We start from the raw sequence: 23,647 nt of genomic DNA, 5'->3' as shown, positions 1-23,647 counted from the left end.
ATACCCCGGTGTGTATCCCATGGGGAGCGCTCCCCATGGGATACACACCGTAGTCTCGGTGGAGAGTCGCCGTTACTTGGCCGTAGCAGGATTGGGGGACGGGGGGGGGCCAGTAATTGGGTTTGGCCGGATACAGCCGGCTGGCGGTGCGCATCTTTAGCCCATTAGCCTGGTAAGATTATCCTGCTCAATTCCGGCCAGGCTGAGGTCCCGGAGCCAGGTCAGGGCAAGTGGACCCAGAATTCGTTCAGCGCATGGCTCAAGGCGGCGGCATTGCGGACGGTCAGGCGGCGCCACCAGGGGGGGAAGAGCCGGCGGTAGCGCGTATCAGCGAAGCGGGTATCAATCAGGAGTACAGCCCCGCGGTCGGTTTCCGAGCGAATGACGCGGCCGATGGCCTGCAGAACTCGATTCATACCCGGGAAAGTGTAGGCATACTCGAAGCCGGAGCCGGTTTTCTGCTGGAAGTAGTCGCGGATGAGGTCACGCTCGATGCAGAGCTGAGGCAAACCCACGCCGACGATCACCGCCCCAATCAGCCGGTCGCCGACCAGGTCAATGCCTTCGCCGAATACGCCACCCATGACGGCGAATCCCAGCAGCGTTTCGCCGTGATCCACGGCGAACGCAGCCAGGAAGGCCTCCCGTTCAGCTTCGCTCATCCCGGGATGCTGGACGAGGATCGGCACGGCGGGGTGGAGCGCGTGGAACTGCTCCTGCACGGCGGTGAGATATTGGTAGGACGGAAAGTAGGCGAGGTAGTTGCCGGGCCGCCCTTCCACAAGGCAGGCGATGGCCTGCACCACGTCTCCCAGCGATGCAGCGCGAGCCTTGAAGTCCGTGCGAATGCGGTCCTGCACCAGCACGGCGAGATGTTCGGGCGGGAAAGGCGAGGGCAGTTGCAGCATGGGGTCCTCCTCGCTGCCGCCCAGGAGGGCGCGGTAGTAATCAGTTGGGGTGAGTGTGGCCGAGAAGAAGGCGGCGGCTTTGCCGCGAGCGAGGGCTTGCTGGAGGAGGTGGGAAGGGTCGAGGCAGAAGAGGCGGATGCGGACGGCTGTGGCGCGGCGGCGGGTGCTGCGTGCGGGCAACAAAGCGCCGTCGTTGCTGCGCTGTGCCGGCGCAGTCCAAGATGCTGTGGGCGCGGGACCGGCGCTGCGGGGCAGATCGGCGATGGTGACATAGCGTTCGTCATAGAGCTGGGCGGTGCGGTGGAAAGTGCGGAGGCGGAAGTAGAGTTGGAGGAGGGCCTCGCGGAAGTCGGCGGGCTGGTTCCGCGCCAGCCAGGTTTCGGCTTCCTTGAGGGCTTTCTCAAGCGGGGGCAGGAGATCGGCGGGAAAATCGCGGCTTGTAAGGCCGGCGCGGGGCGAGTCAGCCGCGGGCAGGACCTCAGTCCTGGGTGGGTCCGCCTCGGCGAGTGAAATGGGACCTTCCGTGATCAACCCCGGTGGCGGCTCGGCGGATTTGCGTGAGGTGTCGGCTCCAGAGGCGCCCAGTTTCCGCATCGCGGAACTCAGCCGGCTTAGAGCTTTTGCGCAGCGCGGTACGGCATCCTTAAGGGCGCGGCGGACATCCTGTATTTCTCGGACCTCGAGGTCGGCGGAGAACATCTCGCGGGCGCGGTCCACCAGATTGTGGGCCTCATCCACGAGGAAGGCGTAGTCGCCCGGTTCCTCGGCAAAGTGGCGGCGCAGGTAGACTTTTGGGTCGAAGACGTAGTTGTAGTCGCACACGACCACGTCCACCCAGGTGGACAAGTCCAGCGAGAGTTCGAAGGGACAAACCTGGTGCTCGCGGCTGACTTCTTCGAGGACAGGGCGGGTGATTTCCTCGCGGCTGAGAGCTCCGCGCATGGCCGCCTTGTGGCGGTCGTAATAGCCTCGCGCGAAGGGGCAGGTCAGGTCGTCGCAGGGCTGGCCTTCCTGCGCGCAAATCTTCTCTTTGGCCGTAAGGGACAATGTACGCAGGCGCGCGCCGGCGTGGCGGAGGTCGGCGAAGGCCTTTTGCGCGATGGCGCGACCGACCGTGCGAGCCGTCAGGTAAAAGATGCGCTCCAGCTTGCCTTCGCCGAGGGCTTTGAGCGCCGGGAAGACCACGGACATGGTCTTGCCGATGCCGGTGGGGGCTTCGAGGAACAGGCGTCCGCCGCGGGCAAGGACGCGATAAGCGGCGACCGCAAGCTGGCGTTGGCCGGGACGGTAGCGCGGGAAGGGAAAGGCGAGTGAACTGAGCGATTGGTCGCGCTGGCGGCACCAGTGGTGCTGGACGCGGAGCCAGTCGAGGTAGATGGCGGTAGTTTGGTCAAAGAAGGCCGCCAGGTCGGGCAGGGAGCAGCGCTCGCGGAACTCGGTGACCTCGCCGGTGTCCAGGTCGAGGTAGCTGAGTTGGATGGTGATGTGCGGGAGGGCGTTAGCCTGGGCGTAAATGTAGGCGTAGAGCTTGGCCTGCGCCCAGTGGAGCGGGTCGGCGAGGCGGTCCCAGCGTGCCTGGACGGTCTTGATCTCCTCCAGTAGAACCTCGGGAAGACTAGCAAGAGCCTCGGCGGGAGGGCGAGGGTCCACGCAAGCCCTGACTTCGGCCGATTCGCTGGCGTGTTTGGGCTCGCGGGGACGCTCGCCCTCCCGACTGACAAGGAGGCCGTCAATGCGGCCTTGGATGCGCAGGGTGAAGTCGGGAGTTTCGAGGTCGAAGCTGAGGCGAACTTCTTTCTGGTAGCCGGGAGGGCGGGACCGCTGGAGCCGCTGGTGGCCGCGGGTGCCGGCGAGGGCGCGGCCGGGGCCGACGAAGTCACGCTCGCCGCCAAGGTCGCCGCGGCGGAGAGCGAACTCGACGAGCTCGCGCACCTGGACAGTGAAGATTGGTTTAGCAGCCGGGGCCACGCGGGGAGTTTCGGGTGGTGGCGCAAGGGGGGCAACTGGATAATAGGTGAGGAGAAAGGGGCAGAAATCCAAAGGCCGATAACCGAAAGCGGGTTGAGTGCAAGGGAGTTGGCGGGTGTCAAGCCGGCCGCGCAGCGCGCCAGTCGAGCGTCAACAGGCCGTTGGGTGAGCGTGCGAGGGGCACGGCCAGGACGTCGCGCTTGGGAAGCGGTTGAGAGTTGAGGGTTGAGCATGGAGAATCGGGGCCGAGCGACGGGGTTGGCCGGGAAGGCCGGCATCAACTGGCCGAAATGGCCGAGCTGGAAGCGGCCGAGGCGGACGGCGGCGGGCTTCAGGAACGGTGTGGTGCTGTCCGGCTGGCAGACGCAGTTCATCCCGCGCAGGCCGAACTGGTCGAGGAATTCCTCCAGCAAGCCTTTCAGGTCATGGAGGTCGAACTTCGCCTCGCGGTCGGCGCCGCTCCAGAAGAGAGGTTATCGCTGGCCGGTGAGGGCGATGGCGACGCGGCGATCAGCCCAGGCGGGCGCGCAAGAGCGATTCCTGAAATTTCGAGGGGCGGGCGAGGGGCACGTGCGAAGACCTCAGAACCGATGGACGAGCTTCTCGACGAGGAACGTGCTTTCGCGCATGGCTTGCTCGCTGAAGGGGCCGAACCACTCGGCAATCTGGCGGAAACGGGCGATGAACTCGGCTTTGTCGCCTCGTTCGACGAGGGCGAGATTCTGCTGTAGCGACTGGAGGTAGTCCTTCAGGAGGGCCAGGCGCTCGGGAGTGGCAAACACGATCTCGGCATACAGCGAGGGGTCCTGGGCGAACAAGCGGCCGACCATCGCCAGTTCCAGGCGATAGATGGGGCTGGACAACTCGAGGGTGCGGAGAATGGGAACGCCGCGTGAGTGAAGAAACTGGCCGAAGGTGAACGTGGCGAAGTGACGCAGCGCCTGGACGACACCCATGATTTCGTCGTGCTCCGCGGGCGGGGTTTCGACCAGGACGTTGCCCCACAGTGTCAGTTGGTCGAGCAGCCATTGGCATTGGTCCATCTGGCGGCCGGGAGTGACGACCACGATTTGCTTGTCCATGGTGACGGTGGCCGGGCCGAAGAGCGGGTGCAGGCCGACGACGGGGCCGGCGTGGCCTTTGAGCATGGCCTCGACGGGTATGCTTTTAAGGCTGGTGATGTCGGCCAGGATGCAGGCGGGCGGGAGGTGCGCGCCGATCTGGATGGCGACCGACGCGGTGATGTCAATGGGCACAGCCAGCAGGCAGAGGTCAATTCCGGCGGCGAGGGATTCGACCCGGGGCCAATCCTCGCGGTCGAGAATGCGGACGTCGTAGTCGGATTGGCGGAACCAATTGGAGAAGAACCGGCCCATGTTGCCCAGCCCGCCGACGATGAGAACCTTGGCGCCGGGGCGGACACTGCGTCGGCTGAGGGTGTTCAGTTGCCCCACGCGGGAATGGCGGAGGACAGCGCGAAACAGGTCCTCCACATAGTCCGGGTCGAGCCCGGCTTGGGTGGCCTGGACGCGGCGGGCGGAAATGAGGTTTTCCTCGCGGGCAGGGTGGAAAGTGGGCAGGTCGTGCTTTTGTTTGATAGCGGTGACCTCCTGGACGACGCGAAGTCGCCGGGCCAGCAAGTCCACCAACTTCTGGTCAATGCTGTCTATCTGCTCGCGCAATTGGTCCAGGCCCGCGTTGGAGACCGTCGGGGTGGCCGGGGCGGCCTTGGCGGATTGGGGGGACTTCGAGAGGCGCTTAGTCATAGCGGGGGCGCGGCGGGTGTATTGGAGCGGTCATCGGACCCAGACTAATGCGCGGGCGGAGCAAAAGCAAGGTTGCGGCCGGGAGAGTGCGCGGGGTGGTTTTTCGTGGCGAAAGCGGGTGGGGGCGCTAGACTTGGGCCATGCTAAGTCAACGTTGGCGTCCCGTGCTTGTTTCCGGGGGTGTGGTCTGCGCGATCTGGCTGGTGGCGCTGGCCGGCTACCGGATTGCCAGCAATGCCAAAATGACAGCGGAGAAGGTAAAGGCTTACGGCGAGTCGGTGGATATCAGCAAGTTGAGCGGAGCCGCGCGAGCGAAGGCGATACGAGAACTGGCGGACAAGCTCAACGCATTGTCATTGGAGGAGCGCCGCAAAGCGCGGCTGGATCGCACGGCCAGGGATTGGTTCGACCGGATGACGGAGGAAGAGAAGGGGGCGTTCCTGGAGGCGACGATGCCCAATGGCTTTAAACAAATGCTGACGGCCTTCGAGGAACTGCCGGAGGAGAGCCGGCGCAAGACGATTGACGACGCGCTGCGGCGTCTCCGGCAGGCGCGGGACCAGGCCGGCAGCGGCGCGCGCCGAGGCCCGCGCAATGGCACCAACTCGCCGCCGGTGCTCAGCGAGGAATTGGAGGCCAAGGTGCGCTCCATCGGGCTGAAGACGTTTTACAGCCAGAGCTCGGCGCAGACCAAGGCGGAATTGGCGCCGGTGCTGGAGGAGCTGCAGCGGGTGATGGAAAGCGGCCGGCCATTCCGGGGAAGGTGAGCATGGTGAGGGTGGCGAATCGCGAGCGGCGAGCGGCCAGGCGCCGCGCGGGGAGCACCCGGGCCGCGCACTCCTTCACGCTGATTGAGTTGCTGGTTGTGATTTCGATCATCACCATCCTCGCCGCGCTGTTGCTGCCGGTTTTGAGCCGCGCAAAGGAAGCGGGCCGAGCGACGGTGTGCTTGAGCAACCTGCACCAGATTGGCGTGGGGCTGCAGATCTACGTGGGAGACAACCACAATCGGCTGCCGGTCATGCGGGACAAGTCCGTGACGACGCTGATCAATGATCTGCCCGGCCCGGACCAGGTGCTGTCGAATTGCGTGGGGAATGTCAACGTGTTTAAGTGCCCATCCGACAGGTGGCCGGGGAACCAGGCCAAGCTGAGAGCCGGGGCGGGGGAAACCTTCTTTGGCCAGACCGGCTCCAGCTTCTCGTGGAACAGCCTGCTCAATGGCGAGAACGCCGATCATCTGTCCGCCATGGGCCTCAAGTTCGACCCGCACCAGATGCCCCTGATGTACGACAAGGACAAGTTCCACATCGCGCGTGGGGAATCCAAGGCGCAGAACTGGCTCTACGCGGATGGGCACATTAAGAACCTGCTCCTGTTCGAAGGGACCATTGAAAGGAAGCAATGATCCCGATTGCGCGTGGCTGATCCGAACATCAGCGTGGCGCCTGAACCCGTGATTCAACTCAACAACCTGTGCAAGAAGTTTGGCCGGCGCCCGGCGGTCGAGGACATGACGCTCCAGGTGCCGGCGGGCGAAATCTACGGCCTGCTGGGGCATAACGGCGCTGGCAAAAGCACCGCCATCGGCATGATGCTGGGGCAGGTTTGGCCAACCAGCGGCAAGGTGCGCGTTTGCGGCCACGACGTGACGGCCCACCGCCGCCTGGCGCTGCGAAAGGTGGGGGCGATCTTCGAGAGCCCGGCGTTCTACGAGTATCTGAGCGGTTGGAGAAACTTGGAGATACTTAGCTCCTACACGGCTCGGACCCCGCCCCAGCGAATGCGGGAGGTCATCGAGTGGGTGGGATTGAGCGGGCGGGAAGGCTCCAAAGTGGGGACCTACTCCCACGGCATGAGGGCGCGGCTGGCGCTGGCCCAGGCGCTCCTGCCCCAGCCGGAACTGCTGATTCTGGACGAACCCAGCGACGGCCTCGACCCGGAGGGCATACACGAAATGCGCCAGACGATCCTGCGACTGCACAAGGAACTGGGGCTGACCATTCTGTTATCGTCCCATTTTCTCAACGAGGTGGAGCAGCTATGCACGCGCATCGCGGTGTTGAACCAGGGCCGCAAGGTGTTTGAAGGCTCGCTGGCGGCGACAAAGCAGCGCGAGGCCTGGATACGGCTGCGCACCGGCGATTTCGGGCTGGCGGTGCGGGAACTGCGACAGGCAGAACTGATCACGCAGGAACGCGATGGCCGCCTCATTTCGCTGTGCCCGGGCGTGGGAACGGATCAGGTTGTCCGGCTGTTGGTGGAGCGCGGTATGGCCGTGCATGAGATTGCCCCGGCGGAGGAAACGCTGGAGGACTTCTACCTGTCGCTGATGAACGGGCAAAGGGAGGCCAGGTAAGCATGTTTTGGCGTCACCTGCGCAACGAGCTGTGGAAGCTGTTTGGCAAGAAGCGGACCTACATTGGCTTTGGCGCCTTTCTGCTGGCGCAGAATGCCATGCTGCTGACCTTCCGTTTTACTCGCTGGCAGTCCAGCATGGAGCGAATGCTGGCGGGCAACGGCTACCTGGCGCAGGAGTTCGTGTCGGCACTGACCGTGGCGGTAATCATGTTGATCCCCCAGATCCTGCTGCTGATGCCGCTGTATGCGGCGTTAGTGGGGGGAGACCTGGTGGCGAAAGAAGTTGAGGACGGGACGCTGCGCATGATCCTGTCGCGGCCGATCTCCCGCTTTCAACTGTTGCTGGTGAAATGGATCGCCGGGGTGATATTTGCGGCGGTCCTGGTGGTGGTGCTGGGCGGGACCGCGCTGGGTTTTGCGCGCCTGTGGTTCCCGTGGAAGGGCATGTTTGTATTTGTGCCGGGCGAGGTCTTCAATGTCCTGCCGGCGGGCGAGGGGCTGAAGCTCTATCTTTGGTCGCACCTGTCCATGACCTTGAACGCGAGCGTAGTGCTGGGCATCGCGTTCATGTTATCCTGCTTTAACATGAAGCCCGCAGCGGCCACCATCCTGTCACTGTCACTTCTGTTTGTGAACCTGGTGATGGAAGGCATCCCCTTCTTCGAGGCGTATCACGAGTACTTGCTGACCTATCATTTCCACGCCTGGCGCCACGTGTATGCCGAGCCCATTCCCTGGGCGCAGATAGGGCAATCCCTCTGCGCCCTGGTCGCGGTAAACCTCACCACCTTCCTCATTGGCGCGGCCGCTTTTCAGGCGCGCGACATCAAAACCTAGGTTGCTTTGGCGGGCTTGAAAAGGTAAGTTGTGGCACTTGGGACGGGCCCTCCAAAAGGCCCAATATATAGGCTGGGGCTGGTGGCGGCTCCACAACTAATGGTGCTTTCAGGGGCAGAAAAGCCGGAAATACCAGTTGTGTCAGGCGCCCATTTTCCCTAAAATTCGTACACCTTGAGCGGACGGATAAATTGCCCGTCCCAGATGACTTTATGGCTGACCAGAACGTGGATGACGAGACACAGAAAACACCTGCGCCCCTCGGCGCGCCGGAAAAGTACGACGCGTCGAAAATCGACAAGTTGGAGGGGTTGGAAGCGGTGCGCAAACGTCCCGGGATGTACATTGGCGACCCGGACGAGCGCGGCTTGCACCACAGCGTCTTTGAGGTGCTGGACAACTCGATTGATGAACATCTGGCCGGCTACTGCAGCAAAATTGAAGTCAGGGTGCACGTGGATGGCTCGGTGTCCATCCGTGACAACGGACGGGGCATCCCGGTGGACATCCATCCGAAGTGGAAAATCCCGGCGGTAGAACTGGTGCTGACCAACCTGCACGCGGGCGGCAAGTTTGGGCAGGGGGCCTACAAGTACTCCGGCGGCCTGCACGGCGTCGGGGCCAAGTGCGTCAACGCCCTGTCGGACTGGTTCAAGGTCGAAGTGTCGCGCGACGGCAAGGTCTACTCCATGGAGTTTGCGCGGGGTGTCACCACGCAGAAGCTGACCGTGGTCGGCAAGTCCAAGGGCACCGGCACCCTCGTCACCTTTAAGCCCGACCCCACCATCTTCACGATCACCACTGAGTTCAAGTTTGACATCCTGGCCAATCGCCTGCGCGAGCTGGCGTTCCTGAATCCGGGCGTTGAAATCGTCCTCGTGGACGAGCGGGACGAGAAGACCGAGACCTTTCTGTACAAAGACGGCATTGAGCAGTTTGTCAAACAACTGGGGCGAACCAAGCAGGTGCTGCATCCCAAGCCGATCGTCATCGGCCGGCAGAAGGAAGAGGTGTTTGTGGACTGCGTCATGCAATACACCGACAGCTACAACGACCAGATCCTGTGCTTCGCCAACTCGATTGCCAACCCGGACGGCGGCACGCACCTGACCGGCTTTCGCACGGCGCTGACCCGCGCGGTTAACCAGTACGCCAAGCAGAATGAGCTGCTGAAGGAAAAAGACCCCGCGATCTCGGGCGACGACGTGCGCGAGGGGCTGGTCTGCGTGCTGAGCGTGAAACTGCCGAACCCTCGTTTTGAATCCCAGACAAAGGTGAAGCTGGTCAACACGGAAATAGACGGCATTGTGTCGTCCGTCGTCTATGACGGCCTGATGACGCATTTCGACGCCACGCCGGCGGTGGCGAAGAAGGTGGTCGAGAAGGCCTTGCTGGCGGCGCGTGCGCGCGAGGCGGCGCGCAAGGCGCGGGAGACCGTTCGCAAGGGGGCGCTCACGGGCGGGGGGCTGCCCGGGAAACTCGCCGATTGCTCGGACCGCGACCCCGCCAACACGGAGCTTTACATCGTGGAGGGCGACTCCGCCGGCGGCTCGGCCAAACAGGGCCGCGACCGGAAGTTCCAGGCGATTTTGCCCATCCGGGGCAAGATCATCAACGTGGAGAAGGCGCGCCTGGACAAGGTGCTGCAAAACAATGAAATCCGCACCATGATCACCGCGGTGGGCACGGGCATTGGCGACGGCGAAGGCGAGGGCGCCTTTAACCTGGAAGGCCTGCGCTACCACAAGATTATTATCATGACCGATGCGGACGTGGACGGCTCCCACATCCGCACCCTGCTCCTGACGTTCTTCTATCGGCAGATGCCCGAGCTGGTCCGCCGCGGCTTCATCTACATTGCCCAGCCGCCGCTCTACCAAATCGCGCGCAAAAAGCGCGTGGAGTACGTGGATGACGATGCGCGCCTGAACCGGATTCTGATCGAGCTTGGCACCAACGAGGTCCGCCTGCGCAATTTGTCCGATGGCAACGAACTGACGGACAAGCAACTGGCCGAAATCCTGGAGATGCTTGAGTCGCTCGACAAATACGCCATCGCCTTGCGCCGCCACGGCGGCGACTTTGCCACCTACGTCGAACAGCGCCACCCCAAGACCCACGAGCTGCCGCGGCACCTGGTGAAGGTGCGCGACGGCAACGACGAAACGGTTCAATATTTCCACACCGAAGAGGAGCTGGAGGAATTTGGCTCCAAGAACTCCGATTTGCACCTTTTCGGCGAGGAGGAATCCGACACCAGCCTGCTGGAGAAGTCGAAGAATGGCCACACGCGCCGCGCCCGCCATGTGGAATTGCATGAGAGCAAGGCGGTGGCGGAACTGCTGGCCAGGCTCGCCAAGAAGGGGCTGAGCATCGAGCACTACTCCGCGCAAGACAAACCGCTGTTTGAAATTCTCGAAGGCGAGGGGGACAAGGAGCAGGTCAAGCCCCTCTTCTCGATCCCCGAAATTCTCTCCAGCGTCAAAGAGGTTGGCCGGCGCGGGTTGTCCATCAAACGCTTTAAGGGCCTGGGTGAAATGAACCCCAAGGAACTTTTCGAAACCACCATGAACCCGGCGCGGCGCAAGCTCCTGCGCGTGGACCTGACCGACGCGATCGAAGCGGAGGAGATGTTTGCGAAACTGATGGGCGAGGAAGTCGAGCCGCGCCGGCAATTCATCGAGGATAACGCGCTGAACGTGAGGAACCTAGACATCTGAGCGGCGCAGCGCCGATCTGCCGGCGCCGTCCGGCCGACCCGATTGGCTGAACCCGCGACCGGAGCCGCCAACCAGCATTATGCCCGAACCGACCGAACCTAACGAGACACCGGCAGTGCCCGCGAGCAGCACGCCCTTGTTCGCCGCCAACGAAAAAGTGGCGAAAATCAACGTCGCCGAGGAAATCAAGAACTCGTTCCTGGATTACTCCATGTCGGTGATTATCTCTCGCGCGCTGCCCGACGCGCGGGATGGCCTGAAGCCGTCCCAACGCCGCATCCTCTACGCGATGAACGACCTGGGGGTTATGCCCAACCGCAAGCACCTCAAGTGCGCCAAGATCGTGGGCGAAACCATGGGCAACTACCATCCGCACGGCGACCAGGCGATCTACCCGACCCTCGTGCACATGGCGCAGCCGTGGGCCATGCGCGAACGCCTCGTGGAAGGGCAGGGGAACTTCGGCTCCGTCGAGGGCGATCCGCCGGCGGCCATGCGCTACACCGAAGCGCGCCTGGCCCCGCTTGGGGCCATAATGATGGAGGACATGGACAAGGAAACGGTGGATTTTGTCCCCAATTACGACGAGACCCGCACCGAACCCACCGTCTTTCCCTCCGCGTTCCCCAACCTCCTGGTCAACGGCGGCACCGGCATCGCGGTCGGCATGGCCACCAACATGCCGCCGCACAACCTGGGCGAAATCATTGACGGCGTCTGCGCACAGATTGACAAACCCGACATCACCCTCAAGGAACTCATGCAGCATGTCAAAGGGCCGGACTTCCCGACCGGCTGCATGGTCTGCGGCCTGGAAGGAATCAAGCAGTACTTCCTGACCGGCCGCGGCAGCGTAAAAGTCCGGGGCAAAGTCGGCCTCGAAGAACTCAAAGGCGGCCGGGAGCAAATTATCATCACCGAAATCCCGTACAACGTAAACCGCGCCGTGCTGGTCGAGCGGATTGCCGACCTGGTCAACGAAAAAACCATCACCGACATCACCGCCGTGCGGGACGAGTCGGATGAGAACACGCGTGTCGTCATAGAAATCAAGCGCGATGCGGTGCCCAAGGTGGTGATCAACAACCTTTACCGGCACACCGCGCTCGAATCGGCCTTTGCCGTCAATGCGCTGGCCATTGACCATGGCCGGCCCAAGACCCTCGGGCTGAAGGACCTGATCAACTGCTACATCGAACACCGGCGCGAGGTGGTTGTCCGCCGGACCCGGCACGAGCTGCGGAAGGCCGAAGAGCGGGCGGAGCTGCTGGAAGGCTACCTGATTGCCCTTTCCAACCTGGACGAGTTCATCCGCATCATCCGCCACTCAGCCACCCGCGAGGAGGCGAAAATCAAGCTGCTGGCCTTCGACTTTACGCGCGCGCAGGTGGAGAAGATAGGCATCCTCATCCGCAGCGAGGCGCGCCTGGTGAGCGGCCGCTACTCCTTCAGCGAGGCGCAAGCCAACGCCATCCTCGAACTGCGCCTCTACCAGTTGACCGGGCTGGAAATTGACAAGGTGCGGGCCGAATACCGCGACTTAATGGCCCGGATCAAGGACCTCCTCGACATCCTGGCCAAAGAAGCCCGCGTGCTCGCCATCATCAAAGCCGAGCTGCAGGCCATCAAAGAAAAATATGCCACGCCCCGCCGGACGGACCTGGTGCCCGACGAAGGCGAAATTGCCATCGAGGACCTCATTGCGAACGAAGGGGTTATCATCACCCTGACGCACACCGGCCTCATCAAGCGGACCAACATCAGCTCCTACCGCGCCCAGCGCCGCGGCGGCAAAGGGGTGATTGGCATGACCACCCGCGACGGCGCGGGCGAGGAGGACCGGGACTTCATCGAGCACCTGTTCAGCGCCGGCACGCACGATCACCTGATGTTCTTCACCAACACCGGGCGGGTGTATGTGGAGCGCGTGCACGAGATCCCCGACATGGGCCGTGTCGCCAAAGGCCGCAGCATTGCCAACCTGCTCGAGCTCAAATCCGACGAGACCATCGCCGCCCTCATCCGCATCGAAGCCCGCACCGGCCCCAACAAGGAAGACACCACCTGGCAGCAGCCGGGCTTCCTCTTCTTCGCCACCCAGCAAGGCACGGTCAAGAAGACCCCGCTCGAGGACTTCGCCAACGTCCGCAAAGGAGGCATCATTGCCATTGGCATTGAGCCGGGCGACGCCCTGATCGAGGTGAAGCTGACCTCGGGCCGCGACCAGGTCGTTCTCATCACGCGCGACGGCATGAGCATCCGCTTTTCCGAAGAGGACGTGCGCGCCATGGGCCGCCCGGCCGCCGGCGTGCGAGGCATCAACCTCGAAAGAGACGATGCGGTCGTGGCCCTGGCCGTGACCAACCGCGACGCGACCCTGCTGGTGGCTGGTGAAAACGGCATTGGGAAACGCACTCCCTTCGACCTCGTCCGCGAGGATGGCACCGTCGAGCAGGTTTACCGGCTGCAATCCCGCGGCGGCAAAGGCATCATCACCATGAAGGCCAACGAGAAGACCGGCGCGGTCGTCGGCGCGCTCACCGTGCGCGATGCGGATGAAATCATGCTGATTACCTCGGGCGGGCAGTTGGTGCGCATCTTTGTCAAGGACATCCGCGAAGCGGGCCGCAACACGCAGGGCGTCAAGCTCATCAACCTAGCCGAAGGCGACAAACTGCAAGCCATCGCGCCGGTGATCAGCGAGCAGCAGGAAGACGATGCGGCCGGACAGGCCGGCGCCAGCTAGGCCGCGCCAAACCGCGCCCGCTCAAGGGAGCGTGGGGGGGGGCGGCGGCGGCTGGCGCAGAATGTCCTGCAGCAGGCTGGTGACATGGTCGGCGCGGCTGGAATATGAATCGAGCGAATCCGGCATTGTGTGCCGGGTCTCCTGGGGCACCTGCGTCACGTAAACAACCTCCCCGCGGTGCGCGGCCTGGCGGAGCTGCTGGGCCTTGGGCCCCTCGAGGTTGCCTGGGCTGGGCTCCGCCTCCAGCAATCCCGCCAGCATGCCTTCCCGCTTGGCCCGCTGGGCCAGCCAGCGATCGAGCCACTCCTTGACGGACGGCGCAAAATCACCTTCCGGCGCGGCGGCGACCACGACCACCTCCGCCTCCGCGGCCCTTTGCGCCGCCTGGCTCGCCGAGCCGAGCTCCGCCAGCAGCTCGAAGGACCACCAGCTTACGTCAAACTTGCATCGCTCCCTGAACCGGGCCGCCAGTTGATCGCAGAAGTCCACCGCCCGCTCGCGCGCGGCTGAATCCTCATACACGACCACCACTGACCGGGGCGCTTTTGCCCCCATCCGACTTTCGCTGTCGTCTGTCCCTGTCATGATTGCGTCGGCTCCGGCATGCCTCCCCGCACAACGGCGCAAGCGGCATAACCACAGCCACATCCGTGAATTTGCGCCCGCGCAGCGGGAAGGCAAGTTAAATATTGCGTTAAATGTAATCCCTCCAGGGCGATCTCGCCGAGAGCGTCACCGTTTAGCCGCCTCGGCAGGGCGGCCCCAACCAGGACCAAGGCCTTGCCGGCAAATCTGAGAGCTTGTTTGAGAATTCGCCCGGTCAGGGGACCGGGCCTACAGGATGGCGCCTTTTCGCCGATTCCCTGCAGGCCGGGTGTCCGCACCCGGCGTTAGACCGGCATTTTCAAACAGGCTCTTACGGCGACAAGCGCTCGATCAACCACCGCGCATCTGCCTGCCGCGTGTAGCGAAACCGGTCGTGCAGCCGGTTGGGCCGCCCCTGCCAGAATTCGAGCCGCCCGGGCGCAAGCACGTACCCGCCCCAAAACGGCGGACGCGGCACTTCCCGGCCCGCGTGCTGGGCCTCCACCTGCCGCCATTGTTCTTCCAGCGCCGCCCGGTCGCGTATCACCGCGCTCTGGTGCGAGGCCCAGGCCGCCACGCGGCTGCCTCGCGGGCGAGACTGAAAATACGCGTCCGACTCCGCCGCCGGCAGCGGCCTCACCTGTCCCGTCACGCATACTTGTCGCTCCTGGTGAGACCAGTAAAACACCAGCGCCGCGTGCGGGTTTTCGCCCAGCTCCCGCCCTTTGCGGCTTTCGTAATTGGTGAAGAACACAAACCCGCGCGCGTCCACCCCTTTGAGCAGCACCACCCGCGCCGACGGCCGCCCCTGCTTGTCGGCCGTGGCCAGCGTCGCCGCCGTCAAGTCCAGCGGCTCCCCGCCTGCGGCCAGCAGCAGCGCCTTGTAAGCGCGGATGCAAAACTTCCGCACCCGGCCGCCGGCCCGCGCCCCCGCCGCCTGGTCGAACCAAAGCTTGAACTGCGCCATCGGGTCCGGGTCCAAATCCCTTCGGCGCAAACCGGTCAAACTATATTCTCGTCGCAAGTCCGCGATTGCCATAGCTCCATGCTCACAGTGCCGGCTCCGGAACCCGCGCCGCCTCCGGCGCAAAATGAACCGTGCCGCGCCGGTAATCTTCCCTCCGCCACTGCAGGAATGTCGAGCACTTTGCGGTGGTGCCCTTGTTCCGCCGCGGCCAGTATCGGCGAAACTCCCGGTCCAGTTCGTCCAAAGCGCGCACGCCTGCGCGGGCCAGCCGCCGCGCCCCCGGCCCTCCTCCCCCGGCGACCGCCTGCTGCCAGAGCATGATCCGGCACGACTCCGCCGCCATCCGCGCCGCCAGGTCCAGCTCCAGCGCGAACATCTCCCCCCGGCGGCCGGACGCGGGCGCGCGCGGCAGCGTCCCCCGCAGCCTCTCCACCTCCTCCAGCGCCGCGCGGACCTTCGCCGCCGGAATGCGCGCGTAATACTTCAGCCCGTCCCGGCAATCCAGCTCCCCGGTGCGCGGGCGCGGCGCGGCGATCACCGCCCCGAACGGCGTAACGTTCAGCGCGCAATACTCGAACTTCCGGTGCGCCCAGCCCAGCCCCAGCGCCGCCTCGGCCAGGCGCCGGCTGGGATCCTGGAACACATCCCGGCTGATCACCGGCACCAGCAGCCGCTCATCCGCCGTCGCCGCGCACCAGCTCAGCGCCGCGCCGAGCAGATACGGCAGGTAGCTCACCGCCAGCGGCTGCGGGTGCCCGCCGTTGCCCCAATCCGTGTTCAAGTAACCCTGCGCCCCGTGGCGGGACCCCGCGGCCGCCGCCTGGCGCAAGTTGGCAAACGCCACGTCATGCTTCCCGATCAGGCTCATCCACGTGGACGTCCCGGGGCAGACGTAAAACGGGTGCCCGGCTTGCGCCCACCGTTCCGCCTCGACCGCGAACGGGTAAGTTGCCTCGTAGCCCCAGGCCAGCGCGACCATCTCCCGCGGCAGCTCCCGCACCAGCTCGGGGTGTTTCAACATCATGTCCCCCCAAAACATCATCCGCCGGTCGCGCGCCGAGACTTCCCGGTGCACTTGCTTCAAGAAATCCACATACACCCGACCGGCCCCTTTAGCCTGGCAAAGCCGCCGGCTTTGGCCGCGCCCGAGGTCCCACGTCTCGTCGCAACCGACATTGAACCGCCCGCTGCTGAAATGCGGCAGCAGCTCGTCATAAAGCCCGCGCAGGAAGGGCAGGGTGTCCGGATGGTTCGGGGCCAGCGTCGCCGGGTAGCGGAGATACGCGCCGCCCGCGCAGGCGTAAGGCGCGCGCACCTCCGCCAGCTTCCGGAGCGGCGGGTAGGCCAGCCAATACCGCAAATGCCCGAACGAGTTTTGATTGGGCACCAAATCAATCCCCAGCTCGCGGCACCGCGCGTCCAGCCGCAAAATGTCCTCGCCTGTCAACGGCCCCCAGCCGCGCCAGACTGGCTCGTAGTTCCGGTAAGCGAACGTGTGCTCCGTGTAAAGCTGCAGCTCATTGACCTTGAAATCAGCCAGGTCCCCGGCCAGCTCCAGCAACGTGTCCAGGCGGGGCACCCGTCCGCGCGACACATCCAGCATCACTCCCCGCCGCGCGAAATCCGGGTAATCCCGAATCCGCACCCGCGGCAGCCGCCGCCCGTGCCCGCGCAACAACTGGCGCAGCGTCGCCGTTCCCGCCCGCAACCCCCCTTCCTCCCGGTACAACAACGTCACCCCATCCGAACCGATGCGCAGCTCATATCCCTGGGCTTGGGCCGGTGCGGCGGCGCTCTGCACCGCGCGAATCGCCAGCCGCGGATGCTGCGCCGGTCCCGTTGCTACCTCCAGCTCGACCCCCGCCTCCGCCGCCGCCGACTTCACCCGCGCCGCCACGGGCCACAGCACCCGCTCCCGCGGCAGCCCGGCGTCCAGGTGCAGCACCCCGCGCTGCGGCAGCCGGTAACATCCCGGCAAACGCCGCACCCAGCGGGGATAAGGAAGCAATACCAAGCCGTTCAAGAACTCAAATCCTCGCCCGGGTCAGACCGTCCATTTTTCCGGTTGCCGCATATCGGCTCCTACTCTTCCCCAACCCGCGCCCCAATTCAAGCGACCCGCAACCCGCACCCGCCGCCGGCGGTGTACAGCGAAACCGCCCTGCCTTCGTCGAGGATTGGGGCGGCGCCTTCGGCGAGAGCAAAGGTTGGGCTGGGAATTGGCAAGCAGGGGGTGTAGCATCCCCGCCAATTGTCGTAATGCTTGTTCCAGCATTAATTCTCGGCCCCATCGCCGCTGGTGCGGGGCTGCTGTGGTTGAAGTCCGACCCGTTTCGCAAGATTCTGGTTAGCGCCGTCACGTTGCTGATCTGCGCCGGGGTGCTGGCGCTGGCGGTGCTGCCCGCGCCGGACCTCCTGCCGCTGGATTATCACTGGCTGAACGCCGCGCTCATGGCGATCGAAGGGGCCATGGGGCTCTACGTGATTTACGTGGGCCTGCGGGCGCGGCGCCCGTGGATCGTGGGGCTGATGCTGGCCCAGGCGGGGCTGATGGCCTGGCTGGAATGGGCGCACGGGGCGGAATTGAAGGCCGCGCACAATCTCCTGGCGGACAAGCTGTCCATCACCATGGCCCTGATCAACGGCCTGGTGGGCGGGGGGATATGCCTCTACGCGCTGGGCTACATGCGCGAGTATCACCGGGCGGCCCATCCCGAAGTGCCGGACCGGCGGCCGCTGTTCTTCGGGCTGCTGTTCATCTTCACGGGCGCCATGTTCGGCCTCATCTTCAGCAACAACCTGCTCTGGCTGTTCCTGTTCTGGGAAATCACGACGCTGTGCTCCTTCCTGCTGATCGGCTACACGGGGACGCAAGAGGCGCGGGCCAACGCCCTGCGGGCGCTGGTGATGAACCTGGCCGGGGGGCTGGGGTTCGCGCTGGCGATCGCCTGGTTTGCGCGCCAAAGCGGGAGCATCGAGCTGCGGACGCTCGCCGGCTCCCAACATTCGCTGGCCCTGCTGCCGGCCGCGCTGCTCTGTTTCGCGGGCATCACCAAGTCGGCGCAACTGCCCTTCTCAAGCTGGCTGCTCGGCGCCATGGTCGCGCCCACGCCCATCTCCGCCCTGCTGCACTCCAGCACGATGGTCAAAGCCGGCGTTTACCTGGTGCTGCGCATGGCGCCGGTGGTCACCGGGACGGCGGTGGGTTACCTGGTGGCCCTGGTGGGCGCGGTGACGTTCCTGGCGGGCTCCCTGGCCGCCATCACCACCAGCGACGCAAAGAAGGTGCTGGCGTGGTCCACCATCGCCAATCTGGGCTTGATCGTGCTGTGCGGCGGCATCGGAACGCACGAGGCGGTGTGGGCGGGCATCCTGCTGATCATTTTCCACGCGGCGGCCAAGTGCCTGCTCTTCCTCTGCGTCGGGGTGGTGGAGCACCGCCTGCACAGCCGCGACATCGAGGCGATGAGCGGCCTGGTTCTGAACATGCCGCGGGTGGCGGTGATGATGCAGTTGGGGATGGCGGGCATGTTCCTGGCCCCCTTCGGCATGCTGATCAGCAAATGGGCCGTGCTCAAAGCGGTAGTGGACGCCGCCCCGTCCCTCTCCATCTTCCTAGTCTTCGGCAGCGCGGCCACGCTGTTCTTCTGGGTCAAGTGGATCGGCAAACTGCTCGAGGTCCAGCGGCCCCGGCAAGCGGTCGCGCAAACGCTGGCCCTGGGCCAGAACATCGCGCTGTCCGGCCTGTCCGTGGTCACGGCCCTGGCCTGCCTGCTGTTTCCGCTCATCTCGGCCTGGCTCATCCAGCCCTACGTGGTGTCCGTTTACGGGCAATGCGGCGTGTTGACCCACGGCAACGTGGTCATCATGACCATTATGATGGTGATGATTCTGCTCTTCCCGCTCAGCTTCATCAACTACGGGCGCGGGGTCCGGGTCACAGACGCCTACCTGGGCGGGGCCAACCTGCACAGCAGCACGCGCTTCCTGGGCGCGGGCAACACCGAGCATGACGTGGCGACCAACAACTACCACCTGCACGGCCTGTTGAGCGAGGCGTGGCTGGCGCGCGGCGGCGTGATTTGCGCCGCGGCCCTGCTGGTGCTCCTGGCGGCCGCGGCCGTGTGGCCGATGCTATGAGCCCCTGGCTTCGACTCATCATCTTCCTGGTGGGGGCGCCCCTGCTGGGCGGCCTGCTGGCCGGGTGGGACCGGCGCCTCTCGGCGCGCATGCAGGCGCGGCGCGGTCCGCCCCTGCTCCAGCCGTTCTACGATGTGCTGAAGCTGTGGCAAAAGGAAAACGTCGTCGTCCGCCGCTCGCAGAACTTCTACATCTTCTTTTTCCTGCTGCTGGTGATCTTCACCGGGGCGCTGTTCTTCGCCGGGTCGGACCTGCTGCTGGTGATTTTTGCGCTGACGCTGGCGGCCATCTTCTTCGTGCTGGCTGCCTGCAAAGCCAGCTCGCCCTACAGCTTTGTCGGCGCGCAGCGGGAGCTCATCCAGTTAATGGCCTACGAGCCAATGGTGCTGTTGACCGCCATCGGGATGTACCTGGTCACCCGGAGCTTCTACGTGCACGACATCGCCGCCCATCCCACGCTCCTGGTGCTGGCGTTGCCCGGCATTTTCCTGGGCTTCCTCTACACGCTGGAGATCAAGTTCCGCAAATCGCCGTTCGACCTCTCCAGCTCGCACCACGCCCACCAGGAGCTGGTGCGCGGCCTCACGACCGAATTCTCGGGGCGGGCGCTGGCGATGATCGAGATCGCGCACTGGTATGAGACGGTGTTCCTGCTGGGCTGGGTTTACCTCTTCTTCGCCGCCTCCCCGCTGCTCGGGGTGCTGGTGTCGCTGGCGGTGTTCGGGTTCGTGATCCTGGTGGACAACGTGTTTGCCCGGCTCAAATGGCAAACCGCCCTCCGCAGCGCGTGGGTCGTGGCGCTGGTGCTGGGCTTTGGCAATATCCTGGTGCTTTCCTGGCTGCGGCACCTGTAGGCGAAGACACGAACTGACATGCACGGCATCAAAAAATCACCCTGGATCATCCACTACGACGCCTCGAGCTGCAACGGGTGCGACATCGAGACGCTGGCCTGCCTGACGCCGCTCTTCGACGTCGAGCGCCTGGGGGTCGTTAACATGGGCAACCCCAAGCACGCGGACATCTTCCTGGTCACCGGAGCCGTCAACCCGCAAAGCCAGGCGGTCATCCGCAACATCTACCACCAGTTGCCCGAGCCCAAAGTCGTGGTCGCGGTGGGCATCTGCGCCTGCAGCGGCGGCATCTTCCGGGATTGCTACAACGTCTCGGGCGGGGTGGATAGCGTCATCCCGGTGGACGTTTACGTGCCCGGTTGCGCCGCGCGGCCGGAGGCCATCATTGACGGCGTGGTCAAAGCCTTGGCCGTGCTGGAGGCCAAGCACCGCGAAATGAAGGCCCTGGCCAACAGCCTCGACCAAACCCTCTACCTGCGGGCCGACAAGAGCGATGCGCCGGAGATTCTGGCCCTGCAAAAGATCGCCTACCAGAGCGAGGCGGAGCTGTATGGGGACGACAGTTTGCCCCCACTGCAACAGACCCTGGCCGACCTGTTGGCCGACTTCGAGCGCACGCCCGAGCGGGTGGCGGTCCTGGCCCATGCCCCGGCGGCGGAAGACACCCACCCGGACGCGGACCAAATTGTCTTTCTCAAGGCCGTGGTCAACGGCAAGATCATCGGCTCCGTGCGCGGCTTCGCCATCGGTGCCACCGCCTACATCCGCCGGGTGATTGTCCACCCCTATTTTCGAGGCCGGGGCATCGGCCGGCGGCTGCTGCGAGAGATTGAAAATGCCTTTCCCGACGTTCAACGCTTCGAGGCGAAGACGGGCCATCAAAGCAAGCGCAACCTCTTCCAGCTCACCCACACCGGCTACCAGGTTTTGCGGACTGAGCCCTTCACGCCCCACATCAACTGGGTGTTCCTGCAAAAGGAGCGCGCGCCGGCGCCCGCAACAACCAAAAACGTAAAATGAGCAACGGACCAGCCCAGACTTTTGAGATCATACCCGTGTCGGCCCTCCTGGAGCGGGCAGGCACAATGCACAAACAAGGATACCGGCTGGTGCAGATCGGTGCCACGCGCCTGCCGGAGCAAATCGAGCTGACCTACAGCTTCGATCGCGACAGCCGCCTGGCCAATCTGCGCCTGCACCTGCCGGCCACGGCGGCCCGGGTGCCGAGCATCAGCGGGATTTACTGGTGCGCGTTTGTCTATGAAAACGAGGTCCACGACCTGTTCGGCGTCCAGGTGGACGGCATGGCGGTGGATTTCCATGGCCACTTCTACGAGACCGCGGTCAAGTTCCCGTTCGGCACGACCAAAGTCCCCGTGGCAAAGCCTGCGGCCGCGCCTCCAGTCGCCAACCCTCCCCCCGCAGCCGCCAAACACTGACCCGCACGCCATGGCCCGCACGATCATACCCTTTGGTCCGCAACACCCGGTGCTGCCCGAGCCTATCCACCTCGACCTGGTGGTCGAGGACGAAAGAGTAGTCGAGGCGCGCCCCTCCATCGGCTTCATTCACCGCGGCCTGGAGAAGCTGGTCGAGAAGAAGGACTATGTCGAGTTTGTCTATGTCGCGGAGCGCATCTGCGGCATTTGCAGCTTTATTCATGGCCAGACCTACTGCCAGGCGGTGGAAACGATCATGAACGTGGCGGTGCCGCCGCGCGCCCTTTACCTCCGGACGATCTGGGGCGAGCTCTCCCGGCTGCACAGCCATCTGCTCTGGCTGGGGCTCATGGCGGACGCCGTGGGCTTTGAAAGCCTGTTCATGCATTCCTGGCGCGTGCGCGAGCGCGTCCTCAATATCATCGAGGCCACGGCCGGCGGACGCGTCATCTTCGGCTCCTGCAAAATCGGCGGCGTACGGCGGGACATTGACGCCGCCGGCCTCCAGGCCATGCTGGCGGACCTGGGCCAGATCGAGGCGGACCTCCGTGACCTTACCAAGGTCTTCATCCGCGACGATTCCGTCAAAAGCCGCCTCTGCGGAGTGGGCGTGTTAACGCGTCAGGACGCCCGCGACCTGGGGTGCGTCGGCCCGACCTCGCGCGCCAGCGGGGTGGCCCAGGACATGCGCCAGTTGGGCTACGCCGCTTTCAAGGATCTGCCCGTCGAGCCGGTCACGCACACGGACGGCGACTCCTACGCCCGCTGCGCCGTCCGATGCGACGAGCTGTTCCAATCCATCAATCTGATCCGCGAGGCCGTCGCGCGGATGCCGGCGGGGGAGATCGCGGTGAAGGTGGCGGGCAATCCCAACGGTGAGTTCATCGCGCGCACCGAGCAGCCGCGGGGCGAGGTGGCGTATTGTGTGAAAGCGGACGGCACGAAGCACATCCAGCGCTTTCGCGTGCGCACGCCCACGTTTGCCAACCTGCCGGCCCTGGTGAAGATGCTGCAGGGCTGCGAGCTGGCGGACGTGCCGGTGCTGGTGCTCACCATTGACCCCTGTATCAGTTGCACCGAACGGTGATCTTATGGCCTATTTCGAAATGTCCCGGCTGGCCCTCAAGTGGGCGCTGACCAAACCGCCGACGAGCCGCTACCCCTTTGAGCCGCGGCGCGAGCTGGCCGGCTCCCGCGGGTGGCTGGTCTTCACCAAAGACACCTGCGTCTATTGCAACGTCTGCGCCAAGAAGTGCCCCACCGGCGCGCTGGTGGTAAACCGCGCTAGGAAGGAGTGGGCGATCGACCGCTTGCTGTGCATCACGTGCGGCTGCTGCGTGGAGGTGTGCCCGAAGAAATCGCTGGAGCTGGCCGCCAGTCACGGCACGCCGGCGGTGACCAAGGACGTGGAGATTTACTGACCGGCCATCTCCGGGACCTGTAGTTAGCCCGCGTCACTTGGGGATCATCCCCGTCTTGCGGGCGTAATTGAACAGCCCCCCGGCGTCCACTACCGGGCGCACATCGCCCAGTGGCTTGAGCTGGCAAACCTGGCCCGTGCTCTTGATGGTCACCGTGCTGGCGTTCAGGTCCACGGTGGCCACTTCGCCGGTCTTCAACACGTCGCAAAGCCGCTCGACGGTTTCGCAGGGGTAGAGTTCCCCGGTTGCGACGGAGTTGCGGAAGAAGATGCGCGCGAAACTCTGCGCGAGGACCACCTTGCAGCCCGCGGAGCCCAGGGCGATGGGCGCGTGCTCGCGGGAGCTGCCGCAACCGAAGTTGCGACCCGCCACCACGATCGGGTAATCGCTGTCGAGCTGGCCTTCCTGCACGTAGCGCTCCGGGTACGCCGATTCGGGCAGGCCGGCAAACGCGTAAGCGCCCAGCTTCTCGTACTCCTCGGGTATCGTTGGCACAAGATTCAGGTATTGCGCCGGGATGATCTGGTCAGTGTCTATATTATCCCGCACCACAAAGACCGGACCTGTAAACACAGATTGCATGGCGGCAGCTTGGCCGCTGGCGGGCGATTATTCAACCAGATTTGCAGGGTGTCAGATTGCGTCAATTTGCATTGCCTTCGCCGGATCGGTCTGGCATCCTGAGCGCTTGAAAGTTATGCGCCAGAAGAGTCGAGTTTCTGCCCCGCCGCTGGCTACCGGCCAGGTCTGGCGCATGGAGGATTCCGACCTGCACGTTGACCTCGTCGGCAAACACCTCGTTCATTACAAGCTCATCAAGCGCGACGCCAAGCGCACGCCCATGTCGCTTTCCAACAAGAAGGCCGTGGAGAAATACCTCAAGACCAACAAGGCCGTGCTGGTTCGAGGCTAGTCCTGTTTCAGGCTAACGGAGC

At 64.4% G+C, this 23,647-nt stretch carries 19 protein-coding genes and 1 pseudogene; 14 read left to right on the top strand and 6 right to left on the bottom strand.

All coding sequences use genetic code 11. The features are described 5' to 3' along the window. Positions 1-221: 221 nt before the first annotated feature. Together P5205_08190 and tyrA are read right to left on the bottom strand one after the other, a co-directional pair. The gene (locus P5205_08190) at positions 222-2,876 is read right to left on the bottom strand and encodes an ATP-dependent DNA helicase (GenBank protein ID HSA10338.1); all 2,655 of its coding nucleotides are present in this window, start codon (positions 2,874-2,876) and stop codon (positions 222-224) included. Between the two features lie 581 nt (positions 2,877-3,457). Then, on the bottom strand, positions 3,458-4,642 hold the full coding sequence (gene tyrA / locus P5205_08185) for a bifunctional chorismate mutase/prephenate dehydrogenase (protein ID HSA10337.1): 1,185 nt from the start codon (positions 4,640-4,642) through the stop codon (positions 3,458-3,460). A 140-nt stretch (positions 4,643-4,782) separates the two neighbouring features. Between tyrA and P5205_08180 the strand changes: the two genes are divergently transcribed. The 6 genes from P5205_08180 (at position 4,783) to gyrA (ending at position 13,306) form a co-directional block, all read left to right on the top strand. Further along, complete coding sequence (locus tag P5205_08180; GenBank protein HSA10336.1) at positions 4,783-5,409, top strand: hypothetical protein; 627 nt, start codon at positions 4,783-4,785, stop codon at positions 5,407-5,409. An 11-nt stretch (positions 5,410-5,420) separates the two neighbouring features. Further along, positions 5,421-6,050: a type II secretion system protein gene (locus P5205_08175; GenBank protein ID HSA10335.1), complete on the top strand. Its 630-nt coding sequence runs from the start codon at positions 5,421-5,423 to the stop codon at positions 6,048-6,050. Between the two features lie 12 nt (positions 6,051-6,062). Next, a complete protein-coding gene (locus P5205_08170) occupies positions 6,063-7,001 on the top strand; it encodes an ABC transporter ATP-binding protein (protein ID HSA10334.1) in 939 nt (312 codons plus the stop codon). A 2-nt stretch (positions 7,002-7,003) separates the two neighbouring features. After that, on the top strand, positions 7,004-7,840 hold the full coding sequence (locus P5205_08165; GenBank protein ID HSA10333.1) for an ABC transporter permease subunit: 837 nt from the start codon (positions 7,004-7,006) through the stop codon (positions 7,838-7,840). 212 nt (positions 7,841-8,052) lie between these two features. Beyond that, positions 8,053-10,560 carry a DNA topoisomerase (ATP-hydrolyzing) subunit B gene (gene gyrB, locus P5205_08160; protein HSA10332.1) on the top strand — a complete coding sequence of 836 codons (2,508 nt, stop codon included), beginning with the start codon at positions 8,053-8,055 and terminating at the stop codon, positions 10,558-10,560. 79 nt (positions 10,561-10,639) lie between these two features. After that, positions 10,640-13,306, top strand: a complete 2,667-nt coding sequence (gene gyrA, locus P5205_08155; protein HSA10331.1) for a DNA gyrase subunit A — start codon at positions 10,640-10,642, stop codon at positions 13,304-13,306. A 21-nt stretch (positions 13,307-13,327) separates the two neighbouring features. Here the strand turns inward: gyrA and P5205_08150 are convergent, their stop codons facing one another. The 3 genes from P5205_08150 to P5205_08140 all read right to left on the bottom strand — a co-directional run bounded on the left by P5205_08150 (position 13,328) and on the right by P5205_08140 (position 16,881). Next, the gene (locus tag P5205_08150; protein ID HSA10330.1) at positions 13,328-13,891 is read right to left on the bottom strand and encodes a hypothetical protein; all 564 of its coding nucleotides are present in this window, start codon (positions 13,889-13,891) and stop codon (positions 13,328-13,330) included. Between the two features lie 331 nt (positions 13,892-14,222). Further along, on the bottom strand, positions 14,223-14,930 hold the full coding sequence (pdxH, locus tag P5205_08145) for a pyridoxamine 5'-phosphate oxidase (protein HSA10329.1): 708 nt from the start codon (positions 14,928-14,930) through the stop codon (positions 14,223-14,225). 10 nt (positions 14,931-14,940) lie between these two features. Then, positions 14,941-16,881, bottom strand: coding sequence for a glycoside hydrolase family 20 zincin-like fold domain-containing protein (locus P5205_08140; GenBank protein ID HSA10328.1), 1,941 nt, complete (start codon positions 16,879-16,881; stop codon positions 14,941-14,943). A 236-nt stretch (positions 16,882-17,117) separates the two neighbouring features. On the opposite strand from P5205_08140, the gene P5205_08135 reads away from it, so the two are divergent. The 7 genes and pseudogenes from P5205_08135 (at position 17,118) to P5205_08105 (ending at position 22,712) form a co-directional block, all read left to right on the top strand. Further along, the gene (locus tag P5205_08135; GenBank protein ID HSA10327.1) at positions 17,118-18,998 is read left to right on the top strand and encodes a proton-conducting transporter membrane subunit; all 1,881 of its coding nucleotides are present in this window, start codon (positions 17,118-17,120) and stop codon (positions 18,996-18,998) included. Next, positions 18,995-19,852 (top strand): NADH-quinone oxidoreductase subunit H, encoded by an 858-nt coding sequence (locus P5205_08130; protein HSA10326.1) that lies wholly within the window; start codon positions 18,995-18,997, stop codon positions 19,850-19,852. The genes P5205_08135 and P5205_08130 overlap by 4 nt, the downstream gene beginning before the upstream one ends. 18 nt (positions 19,853-19,870) lie before the next feature. Beyond that, positions 19,871-20,284, top strand: a pseudogene (gene nuoB / locus P5205_08125) (NADH-quinone oxidoreductase subunit NuoB). A gap of 3 nt (positions 20,285-20,287) precedes the next feature. Then, positions 20,288-20,872, top strand: coding sequence for a GNAT family N-acetyltransferase (locus P5205_08120; GenBank protein HSA10325.1), 585 nt, complete (start codon positions 20,288-20,290; stop codon positions 20,870-20,872). Then, positions 20,869-21,291, top strand: coding sequence for an NADH-quinone oxidoreductase subunit C (locus P5205_08115; GenBank protein HSA10324.1), 423 nt, complete (start codon positions 20,869-20,871; stop codon positions 21,289-21,291). The genes P5205_08120 and P5205_08115 overlap by 4 nt, the downstream gene beginning before the upstream one ends. A gap of 10 nt (positions 21,292-21,301) precedes the next feature. After that, entirely contained in the window at positions 21,302-22,378 is a 1,077-nt protein-coding gene (locus P5205_08110; GenBank protein HSA10323.1) for a nickel-dependent hydrogenase large subunit, read from the top strand. A 4-nt stretch (positions 22,379-22,382) separates the two neighbouring features. Then, complete coding sequence (locus P5205_08105) at positions 22,383-22,712, top strand: 4Fe-4S binding protein (protein ID HSA10322.1); 330 nt, start codon at positions 22,383-22,385, stop codon at positions 22,710-22,712. 33 nt (positions 22,713-22,745) lie between these two features. Here P5205_08105 and P5205_08100 read toward each other — a convergent pair whose 3' ends face one another. Next, positions 22,746-23,294: a 3-isopropylmalate dehydratase gene (locus P5205_08100; protein ID HSA10321.1), complete on the bottom strand. Its 549-nt coding sequence runs from the start codon at positions 23,292-23,294 to the stop codon at positions 22,746-22,748. Positions 23,295-23,409: 115 nt separating this feature from the next. Here P5205_08100 and P5205_08095 point away from each other — a divergent pair, with 115 nt between their 5' ends. Continuing rightward, complete coding sequence (locus P5205_08095; GenBank protein ID HSA10320.1) at positions 23,410-23,625, top strand: hypothetical protein; 216 nt, start codon at positions 23,410-23,412, stop codon at positions 23,623-23,625. Positions 23,626-23,647 lie beyond the last annotated feature (22 nt).

Source organism: Candidatus Paceibacterota bacterium (genome assembly GCA_035452965.1).
GTDB lineage: Bacteria > Verrucomicrobiota > Verrucomicrobiia > Limisphaerales > UBA8199 > UBA8199.
Note: the sequence above shows the minus strand (reverse complement) of the source record. Positions and strands in the feature narration are given on the sequence as shown.